At 70.7% G+C, this 24330-nt stretch carries 23 protein-coding genes and 1 pseudogene; 14 read left to right on the top strand and 10 right to left on the bottom strand.

Annotation, left to right across the window (positions count from 1 at the left end; all coding sequences use genetic code 11):
- The first annotated feature begins 1 nt into the window (after position 1).
- The gene (gene hpaE / locus OHU34_RS38495; protein ID WP_405770826.1) at positions 2-1486 is read left to right on the top strand and encodes a 5-carboxymethyl-2-hydroxymuconate semialdehyde dehydrogenase; all 1485 of its coding nucleotides are present in this window, start codon (positions 2-4) and stop codon (positions 1484-1486) included.
- Positions 1483-2493, top strand: a complete 1011-nt coding sequence (gene hpaD / locus OHU34_RS38490) for a 3,4-dihydroxyphenylacetate 2,3-dioxygenase (protein WP_405770823.1) — start codon at positions 1483-1485, stop codon at positions 2491-2493. Before hpaE ends, hpaD begins: the two co-directional genes overlap by 4 nt.
- Before the next feature lie 55 nt (positions 2494-2548).
- On the opposite strand, the gene OHU34_RS38485 is transcribed toward hpaD, so the two are convergent.
- Positions 2549-3802, bottom strand: coding sequence for an acyl-CoA dehydrogenase family protein (locus OHU34_RS38485; RefSeq protein ID WP_405772503.1), 1254 nt, complete (start codon positions 3800-3802; stop codon positions 2549-2551).
- 140 nt (positions 3803-3942) lie between these two features.
- Here OHU34_RS38485 and OHU34_RS38480 point away from each other — a divergent pair, with 140 nt between their 5' ends.
- Positions 3943-4905, top strand: coding sequence for a helix-turn-helix domain-containing protein (locus OHU34_RS38480; RefSeq protein WP_405770820.1), 963 nt, complete (start codon positions 3943-3945; stop codon positions 4903-4905).
- Here OHU34_RS38480 and OHU34_RS38475 read toward each other — a convergent pair.
- Entirely contained in the window at positions 4887-5144 is a 258-nt protein-coding gene (locus OHU34_RS38475) for a hexameric tyrosine-coordinated heme protein (RefSeq protein WP_405770818.1), read from the bottom strand. The genes OHU34_RS38480 and OHU34_RS38475 overlap by 19 nt on opposite strands.
- A 169-nt stretch (positions 5145-5313) precedes the next feature.
- Between OHU34_RS38475 and OHU34_RS38470 the strand changes: the two genes are divergently transcribed.
- Together OHU34_RS38470 and OHU34_RS38465 are read left to right on the top strand one after the other, a co-directional pair.
- Positions 5314-6846 (top strand): GMC family oxidoreductase, encoded by a 1533-nt coding sequence (locus tag OHU34_RS38470; RefSeq protein WP_405770816.1) that lies wholly within the window; start codon positions 5314-5316, stop codon positions 6844-6846.
- Entirely contained in the window at positions 6843-8279 is a 1437-nt protein-coding gene (locus tag OHU34_RS38465; RefSeq protein ID WP_405770813.1) for an aldehyde dehydrogenase family protein, read from the top strand. The genes OHU34_RS38470 and OHU34_RS38465 overlap by 4 nt, the downstream gene beginning before the upstream one ends.
- Positions 8280-8434: 155 nt before the next feature.
- Here OHU34_RS38465 and OHU34_RS38460 read toward each other — a convergent pair.
- The 3 genes and pseudogenes from OHU34_RS38460 to OHU34_RS38450 form a co-directional block, all read right to left on the bottom strand.
- Positions 8435-8686: pseudogene (locus OHU34_RS38460) on the bottom strand (transposase family protein); the annotation flags it as partial.
- 673 nt (positions 8687-9359) lie between these two features.
- Positions 9360-9698 (bottom strand): oligopeptide/dipeptide ABC transporter ATP-binding protein, encoded by a 339-nt coding sequence (locus OHU34_RS38455; RefSeq protein ID WP_405770810.1) that lies wholly within the window; start codon positions 9696-9698, stop codon positions 9360-9362.
- Positions 9652-10233, bottom strand: a complete 582-nt coding sequence (locus OHU34_RS38450) for an ATP-binding cassette domain-containing protein (protein ID WP_405770807.1) — start codon at positions 10231-10233, stop codon at positions 9652-9654. Before OHU34_RS38450 ends, OHU34_RS38455 begins: the two co-directional genes overlap by 47 nt.
- A 100-nt stretch (positions 10234-10333) precedes the next feature.
- On the opposite strand from OHU34_RS38450, the gene OHU34_RS38445 reads away from it, so the two are divergent.
- Both OHU34_RS38445 and OHU34_RS38440 read left to right on the top strand, forming a co-directional pair.
- Complete coding sequence (locus tag OHU34_RS38445; RefSeq protein ID WP_405770805.1) at positions 10334-10435, top strand: winged helix-turn-helix transcriptional regulator; 102 nt, start codon at positions 10334-10336, stop codon at positions 10433-10435.
- 15 nt (positions 10436-10450) lie between these two features.
- Positions 10451-10780, top strand: coding sequence for an Lrp/AsnC family transcriptional regulator (locus OHU34_RS38440; RefSeq protein ID WP_405770803.1), 330 nt, complete (start codon positions 10451-10453; stop codon positions 10778-10780).
- A 575-nt stretch (positions 10781-11355) separates the two neighbouring features.
- On the opposite strand, the gene OHU34_RS38435 is transcribed toward OHU34_RS38440, so the two are convergent.
- The gene (locus OHU34_RS38435; protein WP_405770800.1) at positions 11356-12261 is read right to left on the bottom strand and encodes a LysR family transcriptional regulator; all 906 of its coding nucleotides are present in this window, start codon (positions 12259-12261) and stop codon (positions 11356-11358) included.
- Positions 12262-12485: 224 nt separating this feature from the next.
- On the opposite strand from OHU34_RS38435, the gene OHU34_RS38430 reads away from it, so the two are divergent.
- The 6 genes from OHU34_RS38430 to OHU34_RS38405 are packed head-to-tail and all read left to right on the top strand — an operon-like array spanning position 12486 to position 18290.
- On the top strand, positions 12486-13646 hold the full coding sequence (locus tag OHU34_RS38430) for a substrate-binding domain-containing protein (protein ID WP_405770797.1): 1161 nt from the start codon (positions 12486-12488) through the stop codon (positions 13644-13646).
- Positions 13643-15133, top strand: coding sequence for a sugar ABC transporter ATP-binding protein (locus OHU34_RS38425; RefSeq protein WP_405770794.1), 1491 nt, complete (start codon positions 13643-13645; stop codon positions 15131-15133). Before OHU34_RS38430 ends, OHU34_RS38425 begins: the two co-directional genes overlap by 4 nt.
- Positions 15130-16161, top strand: a complete 1032-nt coding sequence (locus OHU34_RS38420; RefSeq protein WP_405770791.1) for an ABC transporter permease — start codon at positions 15130-15132, stop codon at positions 16159-16161. The genes OHU34_RS38425 and OHU34_RS38420 overlap by 4 nt, the downstream gene beginning before the upstream one ends.
- Positions 16162-16189: 28 nt before the next feature.
- The gene (locus tag OHU34_RS38415; RefSeq protein WP_405770788.1) at positions 16190-16648 is read left to right on the top strand and encodes a VOC family protein; all 459 of its coding nucleotides are present in this window, start codon (positions 16190-16192) and stop codon (positions 16646-16648) included.
- On the top strand, positions 16645-17103 hold the full coding sequence (locus tag OHU34_RS38410; protein ID WP_405770786.1) for a VOC family protein: 459 nt from the start codon (positions 16645-16647) through the stop codon (positions 17101-17103). The genes OHU34_RS38415 and OHU34_RS38410 overlap by 4 nt, the downstream gene beginning before the upstream one ends.
- Positions 17100-18290: an acyl-CoA dehydrogenase family protein gene (locus OHU34_RS38405; protein ID WP_405770783.1), complete on the top strand. Its 1191-nt coding sequence runs from the start codon at positions 17100-17102 to the stop codon at positions 18288-18290. The genes OHU34_RS38410 and OHU34_RS38405 overlap by 4 nt, the downstream gene beginning before the upstream one ends.
- Before the next feature lie 322 nt (positions 18291-18612).
- On the opposite strand, the gene OHU34_RS38400 is transcribed toward OHU34_RS38405, so the two are convergent.
- Both OHU34_RS38400 and OHU34_RS38395 read right to left on the bottom strand, forming a co-directional pair.
- Positions 18613-18879 carry a hypothetical protein gene (locus tag OHU34_RS38400; RefSeq protein ID WP_405770780.1) on the bottom strand — a complete coding sequence of 89 codons (267 nt, stop codon included), beginning with the start codon at positions 18877-18879 and terminating at the stop codon, positions 18613-18615.
- On the bottom strand, positions 18876-19301 hold the full coding sequence (locus OHU34_RS38395; RefSeq protein ID WP_405770779.1) for a DUF1622 domain-containing protein: 426 nt from the start codon (positions 19299-19301) through the stop codon (positions 18876-18878). The genes OHU34_RS38400 and OHU34_RS38395 overlap by 4 nt, the downstream gene beginning before the upstream one ends.
- Before the next feature lie 168 nt (positions 19302-19469).
- Here OHU34_RS38395 and OHU34_RS38390 point away from each other — a divergent pair, with 168 nt between their 5' ends.
- On the top strand, positions 19470-19724 hold the full coding sequence (locus OHU34_RS38390; protein WP_405770776.1) for a hexameric tyrosine-coordinated heme protein: 255 nt from the start codon (positions 19470-19472) through the stop codon (positions 19722-19724).
- 397 nt (positions 19725-20121) lie between these two features.
- On the opposite strand, the gene OHU34_RS38385 is transcribed toward OHU34_RS38390, so the two are convergent.
- Complete coding sequence (locus tag OHU34_RS38385) at positions 20122-21663, bottom strand: glycoside hydrolase family 43 protein (RefSeq protein ID WP_405770774.1); 1542 nt, start codon at positions 21661-21663, stop codon at positions 20122-20124.
- Positions 21664-21733: 70 nt separating this feature from the next.
- A complete protein-coding gene (locus tag OHU34_RS38380) occupies positions 21734-24307 on the bottom strand; it encodes a glycoside hydrolase family 3 C-terminal domain-containing protein (protein WP_405770771.1) in 2574 nt (857 codons plus the stop codon).
- Between the last annotated feature and the right edge of the window lie 23 nt (positions 24308-24330).

Raw genomic sequence — 24330 nt, 5'->3', positions numbered from 1 at the left:
CATGACCTCCATCGAGGATCTGCCCTCCGTGATCCGGCACTGGATCGGCGGGGAACTCACCGACGCCACCGACAGGCGGACGTTCGACGTCGCCGACCCCGTGGCCAACACCCCCTACGCGCAGGCCGCACGCGGTTCGGCGGCCGACATCGACCGGGCTGTGACGGCGGCACGCGCCGCCTTCCCGGCCTGGTCGGGCCTGTCCAACCGGGGGCGCGCCACCGTCCTGAACCGCATCGCGGACGCCGTCGAAGCGCGCCACGAGAAGCTGGCCGCCTTCGAGACGTACGACACCGGGCTGCCCATCACCCAGGCGAAGGGGCAGGCCCGCCGGGCCGCCGAGAACTTCCGCTACTTCGCGGACGTGATCGTCGCTCTCGGCGAGGAGGCCTTCCGTCAGGGCGGCGAGCAGGTCAGTTACGTGGTGCGCAAGCCGGTCGGGGTGGCCGGGCTGATCACACCGTGGAACACCCCGTTCATGCTGGAGAGCTGGAAGCTGGCCCCGGCGCTGGCCTCCGGCTGCACGCTGGTGCTCAAGCCCGCCGAATGGACGCCGCTGTCCGCCTCGCTGTGGCCGGAGATCTTCGCCGAGGCGGGTGTCCCGGCCGGTGTGGTGAACATCGTGCACGGCATCGGCGAGGAGGCCGGGCAGGCGCTGGTGGACCACCCGGACGTGCCGCTGATCTCCTTCACCGGTTCGACCGACACCGGCCGGCACATCATCCGATGCAGCGCCCAGCACCTGAAGACCACCTCCATGGAACTCGGCGGCAAGTCCCCGGCCGTCGTCTTCGCCGACGCGGACCTCGAAGCCGCACTCGACTCAGTGGTGTTCGGGGTGTTCTCGCTCAACGGCGAGCGGTGCACGGCTGGTTCACGGGTGCTGGTCGAGCGTCCCGTCTACGAGGAGTTCACCCGCCGGCTCGCCGAGCGGGCGGCGAACGTGCGGGTCGGGCCGCCCTCCGATCCGGCCACGGAAGTCGGCGCCCTGGTCCATCCCGAGCACTACGAACAGGTCCTCAACTACGTCGGGATCGGCAAGAAGGAAGGCCGGCTGGTCGCGGGCGGCACCCGTCCCGACCACCTCACGGACGGCAACTACCTCCAGCCCACGGTCTTCGCCGACGTGGAGCGCGACGCCCGGATCTTCCAGGAGGAGATCTTCGGCCCGGTCGTCGCCGTCGCCCCCTTCGACGACGAGACCGAGGCCATCGAACTCGCCAACGCCACCCAGTTCGGCCTGGCCGCCTACATCTGGACCTCGGATCTCAAGCGCGGCCACCGCATCGCCCACGCCGTCGAGTCCGGCATGGTGTGGATCAACTCCCACAACGTCCGCGACCTGCGTACCCCCTTCGGGGGCGTGAAGGCCTCCGGCGTCGGCCGCGAAGGCGGTGCGCACTCGATCGACTTCTACACGGAATCGAAGATCGTCCACATCGCCCTCGGTGACGTCCACACCCCCCGCTTCGGAGCCGCCTCATGACCACCGCGCACCCCGACGCCCCCGACGTCATCCGCTCCGCCTACGCGCAGCTCGCCGTCACCGACCTCGGCTCCGCCCGCTGGTTCTGGGTCGACATGCTCGGCTTCCACGTCCAGTACGAGGACGCCGACTCCCTCTACCTGCGCGGCACCGACGAACTCACCCACCATTCCCTGGTGCTGCGGCGCGGAGAAGTGGCCGCCCTCGACCACCTCGCCTACCGCGTCCGCAGCCCCGAGGACGTCGACAAGGCGGAGAGGTTCTTCACCGACCTGGGCCGCCCCGTCCGGCGCGTCCCGAAAGGACAGGGCACCCACGGCGTGGGCGACGCCGTGCGCGTGATCGACCCGCTCGGTTTCCCGGTCGAGTTCTTCCACGAGATCGACCGCGCCGAGCGCCTCATCCAGCGCTACGACCTGCGCCACGGCGCCGAGATCGCCCGCCTGGACCACTTCAACATCTGCACCCCCGACATCCCCGCCGCCTACGCCCACTACCGGTCCCTCGGCTTCGGCTGCTCGGAGACCATCGAGGGCGACGAGCACGAGCTGTACGCGGCCTGGATGTACCGCAAGCAGACCGTCCATGACGTCGCCTTCACCGGTGGTGCGGGCCCCCGCCTGCACCACCTGGGTGTCGCCACCCACGAGTCCCACCAGGTGCTTCGCTGCGCCGACCTCTTCGGTTCGATCCGCAAGGAGCACCACATAGAACGCGGCCCCGGACGGCACGGCGTCTCCAACGCCTTCTACCTCTACCTGCGCGATCCCGACGGCCACCGGGTGGAGATCTACACCTCCGACTACTACACCGGCGACCCCGACCACGAGACCTACCGCTGGAACGTCCACGACGACCGCCGCCGGGACTTCTGGGGCAACGCCGTGATCGAGTCCTGGTACAAGGAGGCCGCGCCTGTGCTCGACCTCGACGGGAAACCACAGTCCGTGTCCGACGCAGTGCTGGACGAGTCCGCCGTGCAGGTCGGCGCGGACGGTCTCGGCTGAAATGAACCCAGGGGCGGAACCCGTCCGGGTTCCGCCCCCGCGAGGAGCTGTCATGTCACTCCCCCGGCACACGCCCCTCGGCTGCGGCCAGCTGGTCGTATCCGGGCCGGGCGAACAGCCGCTGCAGCTGCGGCCTGCGCACCCCCACGTTGCCGCCGTCGAACAGCGGGTAGGCGAGGACGTCCTGGAGCAGACCGCCCAGTGGGCGGGCCGTGGTGTAGGCCTCGGCGCCGACGGCGCGCATGGCGTCGTAGACGACCTGGACTGCGGTCTCGGAAGCGAACACCTTGGTGGCCAGGGAGAGTTCGGTCCCCTGTCCGCCGGTCTGGTCGAAGTAGTGGCAGGCCTTCCAGGTCAGGTAGCGGCAGGCCTCCAGGCGCGCCTTCATGTCCGCGAGGAGTGTGCCGACGTTCTGGTGCTCGATGACAGGAACCGGGCCGCCGCGACGTTCGGTCCGGGCGAAGTCGAGCACCGTCTGGAAGGCCGCCCGCATCACGCCCACGCAGAACGCGCCGACCAGGCCGGCGGTGGCACTGAACGCGGTCTCCAGAATGCGGATGCCGTCACCGGGCGCGCCGAGGATGTTCCCGGCCGGAACGCGCACCTCGTCGAAGCGGATCCTGGACACGAGTGCCGACCGGTGGCCGAGGGTGTCCATGGCTCCGAGCACCGTCAGGCCGCTCTTCGGGCGGGGCGCCAGGAAGACGGCCAGGGACTCCTGCGGCGGGTCCTCCAGGTCCGTGCGAGCCGCGACCGCGAAGAGGTCGGCGCCCTCGCCGTCCCAGCCGGAGGCATGCGGGATGAACTGCTTCTCTCCGCTGATCACCCACTCGTCGCCCTCCCGGCGCGCCACGGTAGCGATCCCCGTGCCGGGATGGGGCGAGCGGAAGTTCGCGGAGCCGCCCGGCTCGCTGAAGGCCGGCGCGGCCAGAGGTTCGCCGTCGTCACCGACGAACAGCGGCAAGAGCCGTTCCTGCTGGTCAGGGCTGCCGAACATCAGCAGGGGCATCAGGCCCAGGCCGGTGGAGAACAGCGACAGCGGTACGTCGGCATCGACCGCCCACAGTTCCTCGGCGACCAGCGCGAGGTCGAGCAGACCGGTCATCGTGCCGCCGAGCGGCGGCGGAACCTGCTTGCGCAGCAGCCCGGCCCGCACGAGTTCCCGGTAGCGGGGCCGCGTGGCGGCGAACCGCTGCTCGGGCGTGCCCTGGCCCACGCCGGTGGCCTGGGCGCCGCCAAGAACCTCTTGCGCGGTCTTTCGCGCATGGAGCTGCAGCTCTCGCTGCTCGGGGCTGAGAGTGAAGTCGATGGTGCTGGATCGTGCCTCTCTCCGGTCGGTGCGCCGCGGGTGCCTGCGGACACTGTCGGACCTGCGGGAAGTGTGGCACTTGTCGGCCGCGGCACGGATGCTTGTCGTACCGCGCACGTGGCCGTGGAAGGGAGACGGTGATGTCCACGATGACGACTCCACTGGAGGAGACCGCGGCTGGCCGCTTCGACTACTGGCACGCGCTCATCGGCCGCAGCTTCGTGCCCCTGGAGGCGTTGCCGCACGACGTGCCCGACTTCAGCGCCAGTCTGTGTAGTGCCCTGGTCGGACCGGTGCAGGTGTCGGTCGTCGAAGCCGATCCGCACGCGGTCGCCCACACCCGCCGGCACATCACCTCCGACCTGCCGGACATGATCAAGGTGAGTCTTCAGCTCACCGGACAGTGCGCCCTGGCGCAGAAGGACCGCCAGGTCTTCCTGAGACCGGGTGAACTGGCCCTGTACGACACCAGGTTTCCCTACACGCTGGACTTCGAGCGCCCCTACCGCATGCTCGTGCTGATGTTCCCCCTGCCGATGCTGCGACTGCCCGACCGTGAGGTGGAGCGGCTGACGGCCACCCCGATCCCCTCCCGGACAGGCCTCGGGCCGGTGGTCATGCCCTTCCTGAAGGGACTCGCGGAGCAGGTGAACGAGCTCGAGGCCGTCGCACCCCCGCGGCTGGCGGACACCGTGGTGGACCTGGTCGGCGCACTCGTGACGCCGAGTACCGAGCGGGCGCGCGAGGTGCCGTACGGCGACGGTGAACCGCTCACCCGCCGCATCCTGAGCTACATGGAACAGCGGCTCGCCGACCCGCGGCTGGGACCCGACCAGATCGCCGCCGCCCACCACATCTCACGCCGCTACCTGTACAAGCTGCTCGCCGACCGGGGCCACACGGTCTCGGGCTGGATCCGTGAACAGCGCCTCGAGCACTGCCACCGGGACCTCACCGATCCCGCGCTCGACACGTTGCCGGTGAGTGCCGTCGGCGGGCGCTGGGGCTTTCCCGACCCGGCCGGCTTCAGCCACGCCTTCAAGGCCGCCTACGGGATGAGCCCCAGCCAGGCGCGCGCCGCCGCTCAGGCCTTGCGCCAGTAGTCGTTCGCCGCCGCTATGGTGGCGAACTCGACCGCCACGACGTGCGAGACCGCGATGAGCGAATCCGCGTTCTCGGCGTACTCGGGACGCAGCCGGCCGCGTGCGGCGTCGTCCGGCTGTGTCGCCTTCACCACCAGCCGGGCCATCTTCAGCGCCAGCTCCCGGCCCGCTTCGGGCGTAGCGGTGATCAAGGTGTTGCCGGGGACGAGTGCCATGGGGACCTCCGTGGTGCTGGACATGCCGGGACCGAACGGCCCCGCCGGTGGCAGGTGCCGGCACCCATCCTCGCCTCGTCCCACGGCGCCGCGGACCGGAAGCGGCCGTCCGCGGACGTTCGTGCCCAGTGCCGCAAGCGACCGTGCACCGCACCGCAAGCCAAGGCGCGTCCCGCGGAGCGAGGCTCACCGCATGCGAGCCGCACACACTGCCTATGACCACATCGTGGTGGGCGCCGGATCCGCCGGCTGCGCTCTCACGCGCCGCCTCGTGGACGCCGGCCGCACCGTCCTGCTCATCGAGGCGGGCGGCCGGGACGACAATCCGGCCATCCACGACCCGGGGCGCCTGTGGGAGCTGTGGAACTCCCCTCAGGATCACGCCTACAGCACCGAGCCGCAGCGCCACTCCTCGGGGACGCGGGTGTTCTGGCCGCGTGGCAAGGTCCTCGGCGGCTCCAGCGCGCTGAACGGCATGATCTACGTCCGGGGCAATCGCGCCGACTACAACGCCTGGACCTGTCAGGGGGCGTCCGGCTGGTCCTACGACGAGGTGCTGCCGTACTTCAAGCGCTCGGAGGACTTCGAGGACGGGGCGTCGTACTACCACGGCGCGGGCGGTCCGCTACCCGTCACCCGCAACCACTCCCCCAACCCGGTCACGACCGCGTTCGTCGAGGCCTGCCAGGACTACGGCATCCCCCACAACGACGACTGCAACGGCGAGCGGCAGCTCGGCGTGAACGTGCTGCACCGCACCGTCCGCGACGGCAGACGGGTCAGCGCGTGGACCGCCTTCGTGCGGCCGGTGCTCGACAGCCCGCTGCTGACGGTGCTGACAGGCTCGCTCGTCGCGCGGCTCCTCGTGGAGCGGGGCCGGGCCCGGGGCGTCGTCCTGCTGCAGGACGGCCGGGAGACGGAGATCCGCTGCGAGGGCGAGGTGATCCTGTCCGCCGGCACCATCGGCTCGGCCCAGGTACTGCTGCTCAGCGGCATCGGACCCGCCGACGAGCTGCGGGCACTCGGTATCGACGTCACCGCCGACCTGCCGGGCGTGGGTGCCAACCTGCACGACCACACGCTCGCACCGGTGGTGTGGGAGTCGGCACGCCCGATTCCCCAGGGCACGGCGAACAAACTGGAGGCGCACTACTTCGCCACGTCCGACCCCGCGCTGGCCATGCCCGACCTCCAGCCGCTCATGTCGCACGTGCCGCTGCCGGTGTCCGACATGACCGTCCCCGAGGAGGGGCACGGTTACACGGTGCTCGCCGGCACGATCCGCCCGCTCAGCCGCGGCCGGATGTGGCTGCGCTCCACCGACCCCACCCGGGCGCCCGCCCTGGACCCCGCGTACTTCGCCGAACCCTCCGACCTCGCGGCCATGGTGCGGGCCGTGCGGCAGGTGCGGGAGATCGGCGAGGAGAAAGCGCTCGGCGATTGGCGGGCCCGCGAGGTGGCGCCGGGACCGTACGTGCGCACCGCCGAGGAGATCGCCGCTTACATCAAGCGCACCCTGCTCAGCTACCACCACCAGGTGGGCACCTGCCGCATGGGCACCGACCGGGCGGCGGTCGTCGACCCACGGTTGTCCGTCCACGGCATCACCGGGCTGCGCGTCGCGGACGCCTCCGTCATGCCCTCCGTCACCTCCGGCAACACCCACGCACCGGCCGTCATGATCGGCGAGCGCTGCGCCGACTTCACCCTGGGAGTACACCAGTGAGCGACACCCTCTTCATCGGCGGCGCATGGCAGTCCGCCGCCTCCGGCGCCGAGTTCGAGACCCTGGACCCGGCCACGGGCCGTCCCCACGCCAGCGTGTCCGACGCCAAAGCGGCGGATGCCGACGCGGCCGTACGGGCCGCCCGCACAGCCTTCGACAGCCCCGAATGGGCCGGCCTCACCCCGGCCCGGCGCGCCCGGATACTGTGGCGTATCGGCGATCTCATCGACGAACACGCCGAGGAGCTCGCCGCGTTGGAGACCCGCGACCAGGGCCAGCCACTCGGGATCTCCGCCGCGATCAGCGTCGCGGGGGCGGCCGAGCACTTCCGCCACTACGCGGGCTGGGTCACCAAGATCTACGGCGAGACAGCACCACTGTCCTTCCCCGGTGTGCTGCAGTACAGCAAACGCGAGCCGGTGGGCGTGTGTGCGCTGATCACCCCGTGGAACTTCCCGCTGATGATCGCAAGCTGGAAGATCGCCCCGGCCCTGGCCTGCGGGAACACGGTGATCGTCAAGCCCGCCGAGCAGACCCCGATGACCACTGTGCGGCTGGTCGAACTGTGCCGGGCGGCCGGCATACCCGCCGGCGTCGTCAACCTGCTCACCGGCGGTCCCGAGGCCGGGCGCGCCCTCGTCGAGCACCCCGGCGTGGACAAGGTGTCCTTCACCGGTTCCACGGAGACCGGCCGGGCCATCGTCCGTGCTTCGGCGGGCAACCTCAAGCGGGTCTCCCTCGAGCTCGGCGGCAAGGCGCCGAGCATCGTGCTTCCCGACGCCGACCTGGACGCGGCCGTGGCCGGCTGTCTGCAGGGTGCCCTCCTCAACAGCGGTCAGGTGTGCGCCGCGTACACCCGCTTCCTGGTCCACCGCTCGCTGGCCGACGCGTTCGCCGAGCGCTGCGCCAAGGCGGTCGCCGGCATGCGGATCGGCGCGGGCAGCGCGCCGGGCACCGAGCTCGGCCCCCTCGTCACCGCCGAGCACCGTGACCACGTCGACGCGCTGGTGCGCAGCGGGACCGCGGAGGGTGCGCAGCTGCTGGCCGGCGGGGCGCCCGTGGAAGGTATGCCCGGCTTCTTCTACCAGCCCACCGTGTTCGCCGGAGCCCGCGACGACATGCGCATCGCCCGCGAGGAGATCTTCGGGCCGGTGCTGACCGTCCTGGCCTACGACGACGAGGAAGAGGCCGTCACCCGGGCCAACGACACCGAGTACGGCCTGGCCGCGGCCGTCTGGACGCGTGACGTGGCCGCGGCGCACCGCGTCGCGGGTGCCGTCCGGGCGGGCACCGTCTTCATCAACATGCCCAATCCGCTGGACGCGTCCGCCCCCTGGGGCGGCTTCAAGGCGAGCGGCTGGGGCCGGGAGATGGGCTCGGGAGCGATCGATCTGTACACCGAGGTCAAGAGCGTGTGGACGTCACTCACCTGACGCGCTCCGGCCGACGCGAATGATCCCCGGCGGGTGACTCGCCTCCGCACTCAGGGAATCGAGTGGGGTGCGGCTCTGTTTGAGGGACGGTGCCGGCGGGGGTTTCGCGTTCCGGTGGTCCGGTAAGTCCTCGGGGGGTGTGGGGGCTGGATCCGGCGCTCGCGGAAGGTCTGCCGGCAGCCGCGCGTGGGACACACCAAGCGTCGCACCCGCACTCGCAACACCACCCGCCGTCCGTCGACCGGCACGTCGGCCACCGTCCGCAGGTGAAGGCCGTGCACCCGCCCCGACGACGCGCCGCACACCGGACAGACCGCGGTGCCCTGCCCAGCCCGTGCCCGCACCACGATCCGCTCGCCCTCGTCGGCCACATCCTCTACGACCAGCGGGGAGAGACCCGAAAACACCGTCTGCACAAGCTTGTTGACATCCTCCACGCGAGTGTCGAGGACCTTCACGACTCTCCGTCACCACCGAATGTGAGACAGGGCCGCTCACCGTACAGACCCCTCCATGCCGATCCACTGCTCGCGGGCGGGGGTGGGGGGGAGGGCATGTCGTCGGCGTCAAGCCGATGTCCACCGACATACGACAGCGGATGATCGTCCCTCCCTTGCTCGGAACGTGGTCCGAAGCGAAGGAGGCGGCGGTCCAGCCACCGTATTCGGGCAGCCAGACGTCCCGCCAGTGCCTATCGGCCCGCGGCACCGTGGACATCTTCGCGCAGATGGACGATCAGCCATCCGGCGTCGCTGCCGCCGCGTCGCAGGACGGCGGTGTTGCGCGCCGGTTCCGGTGTCGCGGTGTGGAAGTCGACGCACAGCCAGTAGCGGGCCGCGGCCTCGCGGGCGTGGCCGAGACGGTCGGCCGGATACAGGTCCTGGCCGGACTCGTCCGCCCGGAGGGCAGGCGGAAGCGGTACGCCGCTGACGCGTGGTGGCAGCCGCGCATCGCGGCCGCTCCGGGGAGCTCCGGGCCCCTTTCAGGCGGGGCTTCGGCACGGACGGTTGTGTGCGCCGGCCGGGCACCAGGGCGTGCTGAACCTCCGTGGCCGCGGGCAGGTGGACTGTTCGGTTCAGGTCACGCCGCGTAGAGGCGGCGGGCGACGCCACCGGAGATCAGCTGCGGCTCCTCGCGGTCGCAGCCGTCGAAGGCACGCGGGCAGCGGGGGTGGAAGCGACAGCCGCTGGGCGGGGCGGACGGGTCGGGTACGTCGCCGGGGAGTTCGGCGGGCAGCATGCCGGCGCCGTCGGGCTGCGGGATGACGGCCAGCAGCGCCTGCGTGTAGGGGGGCGGGGGTTGTCCCAGACCCCGGCGGTGGGGCCGGTCTCCACGATCCGGCCGAGGTACATCACGGCGATGCGGTCGGCGATCAGCCGTACGACGGACAGGTCGTGGCTGATGAACAGCAGCCCCCACCCGACTCGACGGCCAGCGACCGCATCAGCGTGGCCACTTGGAGCTGGGCGGAGGCGTCGAGGGCGGAGATCGGCTCGTCTCCGACCAGCAGCTGGGGCCGGGCGGCGAGGGCACGCGCGATGGCGATGCGCTGCCGCTGGCCGCCGGAGAACTCCTGCGGGTAGCGCTGCGCGGCGCTTTCAGGCAGTCCCACGCGGGTCAGATACTCCTCCGGTGTGGCCACCTCCCCCTTGTCGGCGCGAGCCGCCGCCGTACGGATGCCGTCGGCGATCTGCGCGCCCACCCGGCGCCGCGGGTTGAGCGATCCGTACGGGTCCTGGAAGACCATCTGGACGGCGGTCAGCGCGAGGTCCCGGCGGCGTACCTTCAGTGACCGCACCGGCGTGCCGTCGAAGGTGATCCCGCCCTTCTTGGGTGCCGTGAGGCCGCAGACCGCGCGAGCCAGTGTCGACTTGCCGCAGCCCGACTCGCCGACCAGACCGACGACTTCCCCTGCGCGGTCAATATCAAATCCGATTGGCCAACTGCCGCTCATCGTGCACCAAATTCATCGGACCGCCTGGCACGACCGGAGGGGCCGAAGAACATGCAGCCCGATGAGCTGGACGAACGCATCCTCTGAGAACTGATCACGGATGCGAGAACCCCCCAACAACGCCCTCGCCTATCGGCTTCACGTATCCCCCTCGACAACGCTCAACCGGGTGCGCGCTCTGCGCGAGTCGGGGATCCTGTAGTCATCGCACGCCGTCGTGGACCGGCGAGCGCTCGGACTGTCGATCCAGGCAGTGGTGTCCGTGCGGCTCCGGCCGCAAAGCCGCGGCGACATCAAGAGCTACGCGACGCGGATCATCCGTCTGCCGAACGTCCTGAACGTCTTCTTTATCGGCGGCCCGGACGACTTCCTCGTGCACGTCGCCTGTACCGGCACGGAACAACTGCGCGACTTCGTTGCCCACTCGCTGAGTTCCGACCTCGCCGTCGCGTCCACGCAGACGCACATCGTCTTCGACCATCTCTTCGAACCCCAGTACACACGGCTCATCAGCGGCTTCGACGACATGCGGCGCAGGATCGACTGACGGCTTCCCCGTTGCGCGTCCTGCACCGATGCGGCGCCGACGCTGCGGATCCCAGCACAAGCAGGGCGGAGCCGGTGACGACGGCAGGCTCGCTCCGCGGACAGGCGAGCTGGCCCCATCGCTTACTGCACCGTCATGAAAGCCCTGCCCGACGCCAGCGACAACGATGCCGTGGTGGTCGTGGGCGCGGGCGGAGTCGGAGCATCGCCCTGCTGCTGACCTCGGCGACCGTGACCGCCGTGGACCGCCCAGAGCGCCCACCGCTCAAGACTCGCGGGCGTCGGGCTGAGCGGACCGCGAGGGCGCTGTCAGACCGCGAGGCGGTTGAAGGACGTGGTGCAGGACCGAGTTACGCCGGCCCGGATCCTGGTCCGCGCGCGGTGGCACTACCAGGACAGCGCAATCCACTCCGGCTGCCAGCGCGCCGGGGCCAAGCGGCGCACGGAACATCAACCAGGCCGGCCTGCGGTTGCGCAGAAACACTCGAAACGCGAAAGGATCCCAGCGCCGCAACCTCCTGCGCGGCGCTGACGCCCCGGTCACGATCTCTGCGGGCACTCTGCGACGAGCGCGTTTCAGCCGTCGGATGCTGCCCCCACCCGGGTCACCGCCTCCAGCAGTGCGCACTGCGGCCGGGACAACGGGCCGGGCGGGAAGACGAGTTCGATCGAGGCGGGCGAGACGTCCGTGATCGGCAGGAACACGATGTCCGGCCGTGGGAAGGCGTCCGCGATGCTCTGCGGGGTGATGCCGACCTCGTGGGAGGCGGCCACCACCTCCAGCATCTCCTCCAGCGAGTGGACGACCGAGCCGAAGCGCGCCCGGCTGCCGTCCGGCCGAGGATCCAGCGCCCACCAGGCCCGCCACCCCTCGGGCGCGTCGGCTGCCTCGACCTGCACGCAGTCGCTCAGATCGGCAACCACCACCTCCACCCGGCCGGCCAGCGGATGCCGCCGCGACACCACCAGCATGCGCGGCTCCGTGAGAACCAGGTGGTGCGGCAGCTCTCCGATCGGCACCGGCGGCCGGGCGAACACCGCGTCGAGCTCGCCGTCGAGAAGGCCCGACAGCTGGTCCCCCCAGGGGACCTGCTTCATGGTCAGCGACACCGACGGCTCAACGCCCCGCAGCTCATCGAACAAGCGCCCCGTCTGCCGTCCCGCGGTGCCCGGGAGGAAGCCGACCCGCAGCGCCGCTGTCGGTGCCTCCGGGCCGGCACCGAGCGTCCTGGCCAGCGACACCACCTCGTCGTGCAGCTCCAGCAGCCGCGCCGCCCGGGCCAGCACCTCACGCCCGGCGGGCGTGGGGCGGACCCCCGCCGACGTACGGTCCAGCAGCTTCACCCCCAGCTGACGCTCCAGTTTGGCGACCTGCTGGCTCAGCGAAGGCGTCGTGATGAACAGCCGGCGGGCGGCCCGGGTGAACGAACCGGCCTGCGCGACCGCAGCGACGTAACGCAGCTGCCTGATGCTCAGCTCCATGGAGCAGATTAGGCGATCGCCAAAGAGGCCTTGTCAAGTGCGTCATACGCACTCACACGAGAACCATCGCGCCCGAGCAGGCCGGATGACTACCGTCAGCTCACCGATCGCGACGGTTCAAGTCCCCTTCTCTCCCCATTGGACTGACCATGCCTTCAGCCTCCCAGCGCGCCTGTTCCGGCGCACATCCGCCCGCAGGCCCGCCGAGCCCGCCGAGCCGTACCGTGGCGCCACACCCCATCGGGCCGCGCCGAGTCGTGCGACTGCTGCTCGCACTGACCATGCTCACGCTGGCCCTGGCCGGCTGTTCCTCCTCAGCCGGAGCCGGCTCGGCACCCGGGCACACCAAGGGTGCCTCCGACGCCGCCCTCAGCGCGCTCTACCGGGGCCGGTACGGCACACCACCGTCCACCGCTCCGAAGCCCCGGCCCGGAGTGAAGCTGTGGGTCCTGTCCTGCGGCGCCCAGTCGGTCGGCTGCACGGCCGTCTCACAGGCAGTCGTCGATGCCGGTCACTCCCTCGGGTGGACCGTGTCCGTCTGCGACGGCAAGCTCGATCCCGGTGTCTGGGCCGGCTGCCTGCGCTCCGCGGTGGCCGCCAAGGCGGACGCGCTGGTGCAGGTCGCCGCCGACTGCGCGGCCGTTCGCCAGCCGCTCAGCGAGGCACGCTCTGCCGGGCTGCCGGTCGTCGGGGCGCTGTCCTTCGACTGCGGCGCCGACGGGCCCTCCGCCCTGTTCTCGGCGAGTGTCCAGATGGCCGAGCAGTACCCGAGCCTGCAGTCCTACGCCGCGGCGAACGGGGCGGCGCGCGCGGACTGGGTCGCCGCCAAGACCGATGGCCGGGCCAAGGTCATCACCGTGACCGCCGCGAGTTCACGGATCACCAAGGTCCAGAACGACGCCTTCACCACGCGACTGGCGAAGTGCCGGGGGTGCTCGGTCGCCGAGCACGTCGAACTCACCAACGAGGACCTGGCAACGGGCAAGGTGCGGCAGAAGATCGAGTCGGCCCTGCTGCGGAACCCGGCCGCGAACGCGTTGGCGACCCCTGCGGACACGTTCTTCACCCTCGGCCTGCAGCCCGCGATCATGGCCTCCGGCCGGTCCGGTGACCTGGCCGTCATCGGTGGTGAGGGTGACCCGCCGAACTTCGGCTTCATCGCGGGAAACCAGGGGCAGGACGCTACTGTCGCCGTCCCCAACGGCTGGGTCGGATGGGCCGCGGTCGACACGGTGATCCGCGTGCTCGCGAAGCAGCGGCCGGTGGACGAGGGAATCGGTTTCCAGGTGGTCGACCATGACCACATGTCGGCGGTCTCGCACGGTACGTACGTGCCCCCGGTCGATTACGAGGCCGCCTATCGCACCGCCTGGGGCCTGAAGTGACCGCGCTGCGCCTCACGGGGCTGAGCAAGACATTCGGCGGGAGCAAGGCTCTCGACGACGTCTCGCTGGAGGTGGCTCCCGGCACCGTGCACGCTGTGCTCGGCGGCAACGGCTCCGGCAAGTCGACCCTGGTGAAGATCCTCGCGGGTGTGCACACCGCGGATCCCGGTGGGCACCTCGAGGTGGGCGGACACCGGGCGCGGGCGGAGCGGTTCACGGCTCACCGGTCTCGTGCCTGGGGGCTGCGCTTCGTTCACCAGGACCTCGGCCTGATCGGTGAGGCGACCGTCGCCGAGAACATCGCCCTGACCGAGGGCTTCCCCCGCCGGGGCGGTGGCATCGCATGGCGCAGCCTGCACCGCGACGTCGACGAACTGCTCGAACGTTTCGACGTGGCGGCGCGGGCCCAGGACCGGCTGGACACGCTCTCACCCGCGACGCGGACCATGGTCGCGGTGGCACGAGCACTGCGTGACCCGGCCGGTTCCGTGCTCGTACTGGACGAGCCGACCGCCAGCCTACCTCCGCGCGAGGTCGAGATCCTGCTCGGCGCCCTGCGCCGGTCCGTCGCGAAAGGCAGGACGATCGTCTACGTCGGCCACCGGCTGGAAGAGGTGCTCGCCCTGGCGGACGACATCACCGTGCTCCGTGACGGCCGTCGTGCGGGCACGCTGGCCCGCGCGGAGGTCGACGAGCGCACCCTGATCGAGCTGATCACCGGTGGCACCCACACCACCGCACACAGGCCCGCCATCCGTGCCGACGGCGACGAGGTGCTGGCCGTCGCGGGGCACCAGGTCGAGCTGTCGGTCGCAGCCGGCGAGGTGGTCGGCCTGGCCGGCCTCGCCGACTGCGGGGCCCGGGAACTGCTCCAGGCCGTCCACGGCCAGCGTCCCGGCATCCTGCGCTCGATGAGGGTGGACGGAAAGGCGGTGCGGCCGCGCACTCCTGCCCAGGCGATCAGTGCCGGCATCTCCTACGTGCCTCCCGACCGGCTGGCCCAGGCGTCCTTCCCGGACCTGAGCGTGCGGGACAACCTGACGCTGCCCCTGCTGCGCCGGTACTGGAGCCACGGCCGGATACGCGGCAGACATGCGGCCACCGACGCCGACCGGCTCGCCCGGCGGTTCGCCGTCCGGGCACCGTCGCTGACCGCGCCCTTCGGCGCGCTGTCCGGCGGCAACCAGCAGAAGGTGGTGGTCGCGCGAGCGCTGGAGACCCGCCCTCGGGTCCTGCTGCTCGACGAACCGACCCAAGGCGTGGACGTCGGCGCACGCAGGGACATCCACACCGCGGTGCGGGGTGCCGCCGAGGAGGGCGCCGCGGTTCTCGTCGCCTCCACCGACTTCCACGAACTCGCCGAACTGTGCGACCGCGTGGTCGTACTCCACCACGGCCGCCCGCTGACCGAGGCCACAGCCCCCGGCCTCAGCGCGCATGCCCTGCTGACCCTGCTGCAGTCCGCCCTGGAGGAGGCCCTCGTATGACCGAGACCGGATTCAAGACGGCCGACCGGCGGATCACACGGTCAGGTGGCGTGCCCCGGCGTCCACGGCTGGCCGATCTGCTCGAACGCTATCTGCTGCTCGGGCTGGTCGCCCTGGTGGTCGTCGTCTTCTCGGTGCTGCCGGCCACGTCCGGCACCTTCCCCACCACCGCCAACCTCGCCGCGGTCCTGGCCAACCAGAGCATCGTCGCACTGGTCGCCGTCGCGGTCATCCTGCCGCTGGCGGCGGGCCACTTCGACTTCTCCGTGGCCGCGAACGCCTCACTCAGTTCGGTGGTCGTCGCCGCGGCGATCACCGATCTCTCCTGGCCGCTGTGGCTGGCGGTGCCCGCGGGAATCGTGACCGGCATGCTGGTCGGGGCCGTCAACGGGTTCCTGGTGGCCTGGCTGCGCACCAGCGCGTTCGTCACCACACTGGCGACGGCGACACTCCTCGGGGGAGTCGTGCAGTGGGCGACGGGCGGACAGCAGATCACTCCGGCCGGCCCCACCGGGCTGTCCGAGCTGTCCGCGCAGCGGTTCGCGGGCCTCAACCTCGTCACCTACCTCGTCGCGGCGGTGCTGCTGGCCTTCTGGTGGCTGCTCAGACACACCCCGTACGGCCGACGGCTGTACGCCGTCGGGTCCAACAGCCGCGCAGCGGTGCTCATCGGCATCCGTGCCGACCGGCTGGTCTTCTCCACCTTCGCCGTGTCCGGACTGATCGCCGGGCTGACCGGCTGCCTCTACGTGGCACGGATGGGCGGCTCGGCCGCCGACGGCGGCACCGGGATGATGTTCCCCGCGCTCGCCGCCGTCTTCCTGGGCGCGAGCGCGGTGCAGCCCGGCCGGTACAACATCGCGGGCACCGTCCTGGGCCTGCTGTTCGTCGCAGCCTGCGTGTCCGGCCTGACCCTGAGCGGGGTGGCCGCCTGGGTCGAGCCGGTGTTCAACGGCGTCGCACTGGCGGTCGCCGTGTGCGTGGCGGCCCTGCTCGCCCGTCGCCGCACGGGTCCCACCGCCGTCTGAAAGCGCCCCTCCCGCAGACAGGAGAGTCATGTTCGACCGCTTCTTCCACATCAACATCTGTGTCTCCGACATGGACCGGGCGATCGCGTTCTACACCGCCCTGGGTTTCGACGTGGCCGAGGACGTCCACGTCGAGGGCACCGACGTGGCACCCCATCTGGGCATCACCGTGCGCGAACTCCGCGCCGTCATCCTGACCTGCCCGGGCACGTCCTCGCCGATGATCGACCTGGTCCAGCTCATCGACCCGCCCGCCGCGACCGGCCCCTACCCGCGGCTGGACAACCTCGGCGCGGCCCGGATCTCGTTCTGGACCGACGACGTGGACCGTGTGCTGGCGCACCTGGCCGAGCACGGCATCGAGACCTTCGGCCCGGACGTCCGCTACCCCAGCCCCACGAACGAACAACTGCGCACCGTGGTGTTCCGCGATCCCGACGGCACGGCACTGCAGGTCATCGGCTCCGGACTTGAGGTGGCTTCATGATCAGCGACGTCTTCCACGTCAACCTGGTGGTCTCCGACCTGCCCCGCTCGGTCACGTTCTACCAGGGACTCGGATTCGAGGTGCTCGGGCAGCTCGAACCGGCCGGGCCCGACCTGGGGCTGCCGCTCGGCCTGACGACACGGCGGCTGCGGACGGCGTTCCTGCGGCTGCCCGGCGACGGCCCCTACCTGGACCTGGTCGAGTTCGTCGAACCGCCGTCGACGCTCCCCGCCCACCCGAGCGCCGCGGCCCTCGGCATCGCCAGGATCGCCTTCTGGTCACGTGACCTGCACGGCACGGTCGCCGCGGCGGAGGCGGGCGGGGCGACGGCCGTGGCTCCGCCGTACCGGTTCCCGGGCCCGGGCGGAGCCGTGGTGGACACCGTGTGCTTCACCGACCCGGACGGCATTCTGCTCCAGGTGTTCAGCGCCGTGCCCGAGGAGGCAGAAGCATGACCACCGCCCGGCTGCGGGCCAGGGAGTTCGCCTGCGACGTACTGGCCGCCGCGCACGCCGAGACCACCAAGGGCCGGAACTCGCCGCAGGAGGTCTTCGCGGCCACCGAGCCGTACTACGCCGAACTGGTCCGCGAAGGCTACTTGCGCGCCTTCATCCCGGCCGCGCACGGCGGGGACGGAGACAGTGTGCGCGAGCAGCTGGCCATCGTGGAGGAGTTCGCCGCCGTGGAGCCGGGTGTGACGCTGACCCTGCTCGCCACCACGTTGGGCCTCGCTCCCCTGTTGACGGCCGGCACGGCAGAGCAGAAGGCGGCCCATCTGCCGCCGTTCCTGACCCGAACAGGCACCCCGCTGGCCTCGTTCGCGTTCTCCGAGCCCGGTGGCAGCGCCGACTTCGACGCTCCGGCGCCGGCCGAGGGAACGCGGACAACGGCTACCAGAGACGGCGCGGACTGGGTGATCACGGGCGCCAAGCAGTGGATCTCCAACGCGATGGGCTGGGGAGGGGACGGGCCCACTTTGCTGACGGTGACCGCGATGGCAGGACCGGGTGACCCTGACACCTCCCTCGCCGTCTTCGCGCTCCCCGGCCGGCTCCGGGGACTCACCTGCACTCCCATGGCGCGTACGGCCGGCCTGGCGACGCACCCGCTGCCCCGGGTGGACTTCGCGGACGTGCGCGTGCCGGCCGAGGGCCTACTGGGGCGTGTGGGCGATGGCGTGGCCACGGTCCGGGCCGCGTTCGGCAGCGGCGCGGGAGTGGGGGCCCTCGCGGTGGGGGTGGCCCGCGCCGCCTTCGAGTTCGCCCTCCGATTCGCCGCCGGCCGGCGCAGCGGTGGCCGGCCGCCCCTTCTCGAACATCCTGTCGTCGCCACCGCTCTCGTGGACGCCAGGACTCGGCTGGCCGCGGCCGGTGCCCTGGTCCACCGGGCCGCCGCGGCGACGGACGCGGGCGAGGACGCGGCGTTCGAGCTCGGCCTGCAGGCCAAGGTCTTCGCATCGGAGACAGCGGTCGATGTGGTGCCCCGGCTGATGCGGGTGGTCGGTGTGGAGAGCTGGTCCGAGGACACCCCGCTGGCGCGTCATCTGCGCGACGCGCTCGCTTTCCCGCTCATCAGCGGGAGTAACGACGGCGTCCGGCGTCGCCAGCTCGTGACTCTGCTCACCGCGCCGGAACTCGGGTAGCCGCCGATACGGGGCCTCGTTCCCGGGCGTGGACGTTCTTGTGGTGACCCTTTCGCCGATCGTGTCGGCACGCCACAGGCAGGGGGCGGTGGCGTACAGATCTGCGCGGCCGGGACGCGACCTGCTCCCGATCCCGCCCGGCAGACCGAGAGGGGCGTCGCCCTTCGGTTTCGCGAAAGAGGCGGGCGTGGTCACCCGCCGATACCGGGCCGCCGTGCGGCGTCCAGCACACGCCGGCCACGGCCGTCCCCGGGCCGCATACCGCGCATCCGCGCCCGTGCCGCTGTGGCGGCCGGTCGCAGCTCGACCGAGGACGGGCTGGTCACAAGGTCCGCCCCCGGACGTGCCGCGAATGCAGCTTGCGCAGGTTGGCATTGAGCACCAGCCGAACGGCGGCCGTGGCGGAGGCGAGGGCGAGAGAGGTCCAGGTCAGGTGACCGGCCAAGCGGATGAGTCCGGCAGCCAGCAGGAAGTCCGACAGGACTGCGATGGCCGGCTGCAGTCGCCGCAGCCGCACGGTCACACCGACTGCGGCCAGCATCCCGAGGACGGTCACCAGGAGCGCGGCCTGCCCCAGTGCCTCGGTCATGGCGAAACCTCCGCACCACTGAGGCGTGCGGCAGCACCCTGCTCGACCTCCTTGCGCTCGTGCTCGATCTCCTTGCCCAGGAAGTAGTTCAGCACGGTGCGGATCGCGGCGATGGCGGCGAGCTGGCCGATCTGGGCGAACGTCGGGGCGACGGCAGTGCGCAGGATGTCCCCGGCGAGCTGGAACTCCAGGCCGAGCGCCAGGTAGCGGCCCAGTCTGAGGCGGACACGGTTGAAGTCGCCGGCCGGACTGGACACCGAACCTGCTACGGAATGTGACCTTTTGAAGGTACCGACGACGAAACCGGCGAACGCCAGGACCGCCCCGGCGGCAATGACAAGCGCCCCGGAGCATTCCACGAGTCGCACCAAGAGATCGACAACGTCATGCAGTACCGGCTCCGGCAAAATTTCCAGTTTCATGGAAGGAAGTCTCGCCACTCGAACCTGCATTAGGCAATACCCATATCAAGCTTCGCGGCCTCACGGACCGACCCGCCGGACCCGCTCAAAATCTCGCTGGTTTGCGTTTCCCCACTCATCACCTGCTGCCTGTTGTAAAAGCACGGGAACAGGAGTACTTTCCACCCTATGAACCGAGTACCCGACGAGGGGCTGATCCTGGTCCCCGGCAACTCCCTGATCACCGAAACACCCGAAGAGGGCCGCGCACTGGCTCTCACCATCGCCCGACACACGATTCACAACATCCAGCCTGACCTGGATGTTCTCAAAGGTGGGCGCCCGAACTATTCCACATCCCCGGACAGCCTGATCCACGCGGCACAGGTGGTGTCACTCGAATTCCAGACCATCGCCGCCGCCAATAACTACTGGCGGGAATGAGCAGCTCCAACGCTCCCGACGAAGAATTTCTGAAATGGACTCGCAGGGCGACACCTGCGGGTCCATTTCACTGACTATTGGTGAGCGAAGAGGTTTCTATGCTTGCCCTTCATCGGCGATTAAAGCCACCTTCACGGACGGTGCCGCCTTCACGATCACTGCCGCCGATCTTTTTCCTGGCATGCGAATAAATTTCAAGAGCAGCAACGCAGCGGACCGATCCGGGAATCAGTCCGATGCCATTGATTGCATTGCCTTAATCAGTGCAGGGTGGAACTTCTTGACCTCTGGATGAAATCTCCCGTTGGTGACCGTGCGTTGCTTACCGGCCTGGGTTCGAACTCTTTGCCTGGGTCCCGGACAGAACGCGGTGCGGACGTAAGCGGAGCTTCGCTGTTCAGCGCTGCGCGTCATGTCCTTCGTAGGCGAACCAGTCGGCGTCGACGGTTCCTTCGGCGGCGTAGAGGCCTACGGACCTGCCGGTGAAGGAAGCCGTGGTCTCCGCGCTCACGTAGCGGCCGTCGAGCAGGGCCAGGGTCGTCCATGCCTCGCCGCTGTCCCCGGCAGTGCCGGAGCGAACGGACAGGCGGACCATGTCGGCGGCGAGGTTCTCCAGTCCGTCCGCCGGGGGCTTCTCTGTGCTGATACGCAGAACGGCCACGTCACCCGGGTGGGGCTGTTCCCAGGTCTGCGTCAGCGAGCCGACCCGGGCGCGGGCCCGTATGACGCCGTGACCGGCTTCGATGTCGTAATGGTGCTGCTCGTCGATGCGCAGACTGATCCCGCCCGTGCCACCGCTCACGTCCAGCAGCGCGCTGAAGGCGGCGCGTTCGTGCTGCTGGCGCCGTCCCACGAACGCGGGCCGCAGGTCGTCCATGCCGGCCTTCGCCTCGCCGGCGTGCAGGCGCAGCCAGCCGGAGCGCTCGGTCAGCGAGGCGACCGAGGCCGGCAGCCGGCGCACACCGAGCCAGCGCGGTTCCAGGCACTCGTCGTCGAAGTCGTCGCGCTCGCGCACCTCGGGCCCCGGCGGCGTGAGCTCCACCGGAGCGACGACGGGCCAGCCGTCCTCCCAGTGAAGGCTGGTCACGAACGTCTCACGGCCCATCGGCGAGAAAGCACGTGTCGTCCCGCGCGGCCGCATGCCGAGCATGACCATCAGCCAGGAGCCGTCGGGCCGTTGCACGAGGTCGGCATGGCCGGTGTTCTGGATGGGGCGGTCGGTGCTACGGGCGCTGAGGACGGGGTTGGCCGGGCAGCCCTCGAAGGGACCTTCCGGGCGGGTGGAGCGGGCGATGCTGACGGCATGCCCGCGCTCGGTGCCGCCCTCGGCGATCAGCAGATACCAGGTCTCGTCGATCTTGTAGAGGTGGGGGGCCTCGGGAAACATCAGGCCCGTACCCGACCACAGGGACCGCGGTTCCTCCAGGGCCCGGCCGGTCCGGGGGTCCATGCGCACCTGCTGGATGCCCAGATGGGTGGGCGGGGCGTCACCGTCGTGCAGCAGCAGTCCCGAGTAGGTGATGTAGCAGGTGCCCTCCTCGTCCCAGGCGATGTCGGGGTCGATACCGGAGACGCCCTGCATGACCGTCCCGTTGGACCACGGGCCCTGAGGGTCTTCTGCGGTGAAGATCAGGCTGCCGCGTCCGTGGGCGTCGGTCACCACGCAATAGAACCGGCCGCCGTGATGACGCAGCGTCGGAGCCCAGGCCCCGCCCAGGGTCGGAGTGTCGCACACATCCAACTGGCCCTCACGATCGGCCACATGCCCGATCAGAGACCATGCGGCCAGGTCCCGGCTGTGGAACACCGGAATGCCGGGGAGGTATTCGAAGGACGAACAGGCCAGGTAGTAGTCGTCGCCGACTTTGCAGACGCTGGGGTCGGGATGGAAGCCGGGGATCAGGGGATTGCTGGGGGCGAGGGATGGCGTCTGGGTCATGGGTACGTGGCTCCTCGGTAAGAAACAGACAGGGGGAGGTGAAGAGTCGGTCTGGGGTCCGGCGCGGTGCTCACGCTCGCCGGGACGGGTGGCCGGGTGGTTCGTGCGGGGCGTCGGTGTCGTCGACCTTCAGATCGACGTCGAGGCGCAGGTCCGCGTAGCTCCGGCCGATCCGGATCCGGTACGGTCCGCCAACCGTGTGCCAGGACGCCGAGTCGGCATCCCAGACCTGCACCGCGCGGCGGGGCACGGAGATCTCCGCCACGGCGGACTCGCCTCGGGCGCAGTCGAGGACGGTGAACCCGGCCAGCCACCTGAGCGGCCGGTCGTGCGTCGTCCGGCCGGGGGCCGGGAGCTGCTCGTCGCGCTGCGGCTCGATGTAGGCCTGAACGATCTCGCGTCCCTGACGGACACCGGTGTTGCAAAGGGTGGCCCGGACGACGCCGAGGAGCCCTGGCCCCTCCTGTTCGTCGCCGGGATGGAAGTCGGCCCTCTCGTAGGCCCATTCGGTGTAACCCAGGCCGTGCCCGAACCAGTAGGCGGGTGGGGTGCTGTGGCGCTGCCAGGCGCGGTATCCGACGTGTACTCCCTCGTCGTAGGAGAGGACGCCGTCGTGAGGGTGGGTTTCCAGGACGGGGCAGTCGGCGGTGGCGGACGGCCAGGTGGTGGGCAGCCGGCCGCCCGGCTCTCTGACTCCGAGCAGGACGTCGGCGAGGGCGTGCCCGGCTTCCTGGCCCGGGAACCAGGTCACCAGGATGGCCGCGACCTGCTCGCGCCAGGGCATCTCCACCGGCGAACCGGCATTGACCACGACGACGGTGTCGGGGTTGGCCTGCGCGACCCGTGCGACGAGGTCGTCCTGGCGGCCGGGCAGGCGCAGGTCCGTGCGGTCGAAGCCCTCGCTCTCGACCTCGTCGGTGGTGGAGACCACCACGACGGCGACATCGGCTCCGGCCGCTGCCACGACCGCCTCCTCGATGAGTTCGTCCTCGGAGGCGGTGGGCGGTCGGTGGCCCAGGCACACGGACAGGGACGGGATGCCGTCGCCGAGGTCGGCGCCGTACGGTACGCAGCTGAGCGTGACCTCCACGGGCCGGCCCGCCGTCAGCTTCGTCTCCCGGCGCACTTCCGTGGGCGCCATGACGGCCAGGAAGGGATCGTCGGTCTGCGGCACCCGGTGCGCATCGAAGAGGGTGTGGCCGTCGACGGTGAGGACTACGTCCCCGTAACCGCTGACGCCGAAGGTGTGGACGCCGTCGCGGTCCGGGGTGAAGCGGCCCGAGATGGTGACCGAGTGGAGGCGGTCGGGGGAGACACCGGCGGGCAGGCTGCCCATCATCTGCACCCTGCCGTCCGGCTGCGGCAGGTCGGCGAGCACCGTGCCGTCGGCGGCCCGGAAGCGCGAGCGGAGTTCGAAGCCCGCCCGGGCGGGGGCGAGGCTGGTGCGCGGGTCGGCGCCCTGGGCGTATACGACCTCCACGTCGCCGGGCAGAGCGTTGCGCAACCCGTCCAGCGGGGTGACGGTGTGCGGCGGGAAGACAGTCGCGCTGCCTCCGCCCATGATCCTGGCTTCCTCGGCGGCGTCCCCGATGACGGCCACACAGGTGAGCCGCCGCGGGGACAGCGGCAGAACGGAGCGCGGGTTCTTCAGCAGGACGAAGGAACGTGCGGCTGTCCGGCGTGCCAGTTCGGCGCCGTCGAGTCCCTCCTCCGGCCCATCGGTGCCGAGCCACGGTCGGCGCAACGGGGTGGGCCGCTGGTTGTGCGGCCCCTCCAGCGCGCCCACGCGGGCGGCCAGCAGCAGCACGTGCCGGACCGCGTCGTCCACCAGTCGCTCGTCGACGCGGCCGTCGCGGACCGCGTCGGCCAGATGCTCGCCGTAGACGGTGTTCGGACCGGGCATGGCGACATCCAGTCCGCCCGTGATCGCCCGCACGGTGTCCCGCGCGGCGCCCCAGTCGGAGACGGTCACCCCGTCGAAGCCCCATTCGCCGCGCAGCACCTCCTGCTGGAGGTGGCGGTTCTCCGTCATGCTGGTGCCGTTGACGCCGTTGTAAGCCGACATGACGCCCCATGGACGCGCGCGGGTCACGACGTGCTCGAACGGCGCCAGGTACACCTCGCGCAGCGCCCGGTCGCTGATGCGCACGTCCATCGAGAAGCGCTCCGTCTCGCTGTCGTTGGCGACGAAGTGCTTGACGACGGCGGCCACCTTCCCGCTCTGCACGCCGTCCACGAACGCGGCCGCGATCACGCCGGTGAGCAGCGGATCCTCGGAGAAGCACTCGAAGTGCCGGCCGCCCAGTGGTGAGCGGTGCAGGTTGATGGTGGGGGCGAGCAGGACGTCCGCGTTCTTGCGTCGCGCCTCGCGGGCGAGGAGCTGCCCGACACGGTGCACGAGCCGGGCATCCCAGGTGGCGGCCAGGGCCGTGGGGCTGGGCAGGGCCACCGACGGATCGTCGGGGGACCATCGCGTGCCTCGCACGCCCACCGGGCCGTCCGACATCACCACGGCACGCAGGCCGATCTCGGGGACGGCCGGCAAGGACCACATGTCGTGGCCCGCGAGCAGGCGCGCCTTGGTATCGAGATCGAGGCGGGCGAGCGCGGTCTCGATCACCTCCGTGGCGGGGGTCTGCCACATATCTGTGAGTGGTCCTTTCACTG

The organism is Streptomyces sp. NBC_00080, assembly GCF_045041255.1.
In the GTDB taxonomy this organism is placed as follows: domain Bacteria; phylum Actinomycetota; class Actinomycetes; order Streptomycetales; family Streptomycetaceae; genus Streptomyces; species Streptomyces coriariae.
Note: the sequence above shows the minus strand (reverse complement) of the source record. Positions and strands in the feature narration are given on the sequence as shown.